The organism is Deltaproteobacteria bacterium (genome assembly GCA_016875225.1).
In the GTDB taxonomy this organism is placed as follows: domain Bacteria; phylum Myxococcota_A; class UBA9160; order SZUA-336; family SZUA-336; genus VGRW01.
The window spans coordinates 1-3,746 of the sequence record VGRW01000149.1 but is presented as its reverse complement, the minus strand read 5'-3'; the positions used below and the strand labels follow the sequence as shown (position 1 = coordinate 3,746).

At 71.9% G+C, this 3,746-nt stretch carries 4 protein-coding genes and 1 tRNA gene; 3 read left to right on the top strand and 2 right to left on the bottom strand.

The window, feature by feature from the left end:
- Positions 1-294 precede the first annotated feature (294 nt).
- Both FJ108_18120 and FJ108_18115 read right to left on the bottom strand, forming a co-directional pair.
- Positions 295-370 (bottom strand) — tRNA-Thr (locus FJ108_18120).
- A gap of 71 nt (positions 371-441) precedes the next feature.
- Complete coding sequence (locus tag FJ108_18115) at positions 442-1,374, bottom strand: hypothetical protein (protein MBM4337808.1); 933 nt, start codon at positions 1,372-1,374, stop codon at positions 442-444.
- Between the two features lie 73 nt (positions 1,375-1,447).
- On the opposite strand from FJ108_18115, the gene FJ108_18110 reads away from it, so the two are divergent.
- The 3 genes from FJ108_18110 to FJ108_18100 form a co-directional block, all read left to right on the top strand.
- Positions 1,448-2,368 (top strand): hypothetical protein, encoded by a 921-nt coding sequence (locus FJ108_18110; GenBank protein MBM4337807.1) that lies wholly within the window; start codon positions 1,448-1,450, stop codon positions 2,366-2,368.
- Between the two features lie 34 nt (positions 2,369-2,402).
- A complete protein-coding gene (gene trpS / locus FJ108_18105; protein MBM4337806.1) occupies positions 2,403-3,383 on the top strand; it encodes a tryptophan--tRNA ligase in 981 nt (326 codons plus the stop codon).
- A gap of 25 nt (positions 3,384-3,408) precedes the next feature.
- Positions 3,409-3,746, top strand: a 338-nt coding sequence (locus FJ108_18100; protein ID MBM4337805.1) for an SDR family NAD(P)-dependent oxidoreductase, incomplete at its 3' end; no start/stop codon positions are given.

The window sequence follows — 3,746 nt, the reverse complement described above, 5'->3', positions numbered from 1 at the left end:
ACGCGCGGCAGCGGAGCCCGATCGCCTTGAAGTCATCGGCCGTGCTGGAAGCCTGCAACGCGGTGAAGACCTCGCTCAGTGCGTGTTCGATTTCCAGCGAGGTCACGGCCGTCCGTCCGGCGGGAAGAAGGAAACCGGGGAAACGGAGGAATGGCCAAGGGCGGACGCAACGTACTTGGTCGTGCGTTCAAGCGCCGTGGTGTCGTTCAAACGGACCTTGGTACAGGGTTGGTACAAGTTGCCAGCGCGCGCGCCCGCTGGTAGGGTCGCAAGTGCCCAGCGAAGCGAAGGATTTGGAGCCGACGGCCGGACTCGAACCGGCGACCTGCTGATTACGAATCAGCTGCTCTACCAACTGAGCTACGTCGGCGTGGCGGTAGGGGTAGCGGAGGGGCCGGGGCCGGACAACCGAGATCGCGCGTCCGCGCGCGTCCCCGCGCGTCAGTACGAGATGAACCGGATCGGCGCCCAGGCCGAGAGGCGCAGCGTGGTGGCGGGCGGGTACAGGTCGGCGTCCATGCTCCAGGGCTCGGGGGCGGCGAGGCGGAGCTCCACCGAGCGGGCGGGGTGGTGGTGCAGGCACGAGGTCGGGCCGTGGAAGCCGAGGCGCAGGGCGGGTAGCTCCAGCGACAGGCGGGGGGCGCTCGCGGCGCTGTACAGGAAGTGGAAGCGCTCGGGGTCGGCGCCGGCGGTGAGGAACGGGCGGAAGCCCAGCCCGACGTCGCGCACGCTCGAGGCGCCGGCCACGGTGTAGGCGCGGGCGTCGAGGGGCGAGCCGTCGACCGAGATCGCGATCTCGCGCGGGGCGAAGAGCTCGCGGGAAAGGCCGGTGCGCAGCAGCGCGGACGTGGCGATCCGGCCGACCAGGGTCGCGGCGGCGACCACGCCCAGGTCGTCGCCCTGGTAGTAGTGCTCGAGGAAGCGGGCGGCGACGCCGTTGGCGAAGATCAGGCCCGCGCGGGTCGGGCCGACATCGGGCTCGACGCGGATCAGCGGCCGGACGGAGTCGAGCCGGGGGGGCTCGCCCTCCAGGATGCGGGTCACCGTCTGCAGGGCGCTCGCGTGCGCGCCGAGCGAGTGCGCGATCGTGTTGATCGTGCCGCCGGCCACCAGCGAGACGCGCGGCAGCGGGGACTCACCGTAGCGCGCGACCAGCGGGGTGAGCGTGCCGCCGACCGTGCCGTCGCCGCCGACCAGCACCAGGTGCTCGACGCCGAGCGCCTGCAGGCGGGCGAGCGCGGCGTCGAGCTCCGCGGGGTCGCGCGTGAAGTGGATGAACTCGGCGGGCATCACCCTGCGCAGCCGCTCGCCGAGCCGGCCGTCGCGGCCGGCGCGCCGCGCGCGCGCGTTCACGATCACGCCCGGAGGCTTCAACGCTCTCCCCCACCCACGGGCGGAAGGCTAGCGGCGTCGCGGGGAGCGGGGAAGTGAGGCTAGACTCGGCGCCATGTCGATCTCGGAACGCGTGATCTGGCGCAATGGAAAGCTGGTCCCCTGGGCCGAGGTCACGGTCCACGTGCTCTCGCAGTCGCTGCAGCGGGGAACGCTGGTCTTCGACGTGATGCCGGTCTACTGGCTCGCGCGCGGGCCGGCGATCCTGGGCCTGGACGAGCACCTCGCGCGCTTCGAGCAGTCGGCGGAGCTCTCGGGCATGCGGCTTCCGGCGTCGAACGGGGCGCTGCGCGCGGGAATCGCCGAGGCCGTGCGCGCGAACCCGGGCGCCGAGATCGTGAAGATCTCGGCCTACTACCCGGGCGCGTCGCTCGACGTGCTCCCCGTCGACCCGATGCCCGAGGTCGCGATCGCGGCGTTCGCGATCGCCGATCTCTCGAAGGCGGGGCGCGCGTCCGCCGCGGGGCCCGCGCGGCTCAAGGTCGCGGAGTCGCGAAAGATGCCGGCGTCGGTGCTCTCGCCGCAGATCAAGATCGCCGCCGCCTACACGCACGCGGCGTTCGCCAAGGCGCGCGCGAAGGCGGCGGGCTTCCACGACGTGCTGTTCCTGGACGAGCAGGGCCAGATCACCGAGTCGTCTACGCAGAGCTTCTTCCTGGTCTGCGACGGGAGCCTTGCTTGCGCGCCGCTCGACGCGGTGCTGGCCGGAGTCACTCGGCGGCTCGCGGTCGACCTGGCGCGAGACGAGGCAATTCCCGTGAACGAGGCGCCGATGCCGCTCGCGCTTCTCGACCGCGCGCAGGAGGCGTTCCTGACCGGCACGACCTCGAACGTCTGGCCGGTCGCTCGCGTCGACGGGCACGAGCTTCCCGCGCCGATCCCGGGCCCGATCACGGCGCGGCTGGTCGCGCGCTTCGCGAAGCTGGTCGCGGACGCGGACCCGGTCTTCTCCTCGCGCTGGCTGCAGGCGATCTAGCGTGTCGGCTTCGGGGCAGGGCGCGCGAAAGCGCGTGACGGGCGCGCGCGTGCTCTCGGGAATCCAGCCGAGCGGCGTGCAGCACCTGGGCAACTACTTCGGCGCGCTGCGCCAGTTCATATTGCTGCAAGAGGGCAACCGCGCCTCGTACTTCATGGCCGACCTGCACTCGCTCACCAGCATCCGCGACGCGAAGCTGCGCCGCGAGCTCACGCGCGGCGTGGCGCTGGACTTCCTGGCGCTCGGCGTCGATCCGACGCGCTCGATCCTGTACCGGCAGAGCGATCTGCCGGAAGTCACCGAGCTGGCCTGGATCCTCACCACGGTCACGCCGATGGGCCTGCTCCAGCGCTGTGTCTCGTACAAGGACAAGCTCGAGGCGGGTCACTCGCCCGACCACGGGCTCTTCGCGTATCCGGTGCTGCAGGCGGCCGACATCCTGATCTGGCGCGCCGACCTGGTTCCCGTCGGCCAGGACCAGAAGCAGCACCTGGAAGTGACTCGCGACATCGCGGTGAAGTTCAACCTGACCTATCGCGAGGTCTTCGCGCTGCCCGAGCCGTACATCCTGGAGGACGTCGCGGTCGTGCCCGGCAGCGACGGCCGGAAGATGAGCAAGAGCTACGGCAACACGATCGAGATGTTCGCGCCCGAGAAGGCGCTCCGGAAGCAGGTGATGGGGATCGTCACCGACTCCAAGGGCGTGGACGAGCCGAAGGACCCCGACAGCTCGACCATCATCGCGCTCTACGCGCTGCTCGCGAAACCCGAGGAGCGCGCCGCGCTGGCCGACGCGTTCCGGCGCGGCGGCACCGGCTACGGAGATGCGAAGAAGGCGCTGTACGAGAAGGTCCTCGCCTACTTCGCCGAGGCGCGCGAGCGCAGGCGCGCGCTCGAGGCGGACGCGGACACGGTCGAGGACGTGCTTCGCGACGGCGCGGCGCGGGCGCGCGCCGCGGTCGCGGAGCTGATGGACGACGTGCGCGCGGCAGCCGGCGTCGGCCGGCCCGCCTGACGCGCACACAGGGCGGGGAGGCGACGTGGAGATCGCGGGCAAGGCGGCGATCGTGACCGGCGGCGGCACGGGCGTGGGGCGCGCGACGGCGCTCGCGCTCGCGCAGCGCGGCTGCTCGGTGGTGGTGAACTACAGCCGCTCGCGCGCCGAGGCCGAGCGCACCGCGGCCGAGTGCTCGAGCTTCGGCGTGATCGCGATGCCGTTCCAGGCCGACGTCGGCGACGACGCGGCCTGCCGGGCGCTGGTGGCGGCGGCGCTCGACGAGCTCGGCCAGCTCGACATCCTGGTGCAGAGCGCGGGCACGACCGTGTTCGCCCCGCACGGAGACCTCGACGCGATCACGGCCGAGACCTGGCAGCAGGA

Excerpts from the sequence above, each read along its gene's own strand:
- FJ108_18110 (MBM4337807.1), top strand. The coding sequence starts at position 1,448 with ATGTCGATCTCGGAACGCGTGATCTGGCGCAATGGAAAGCTGGTCCCC.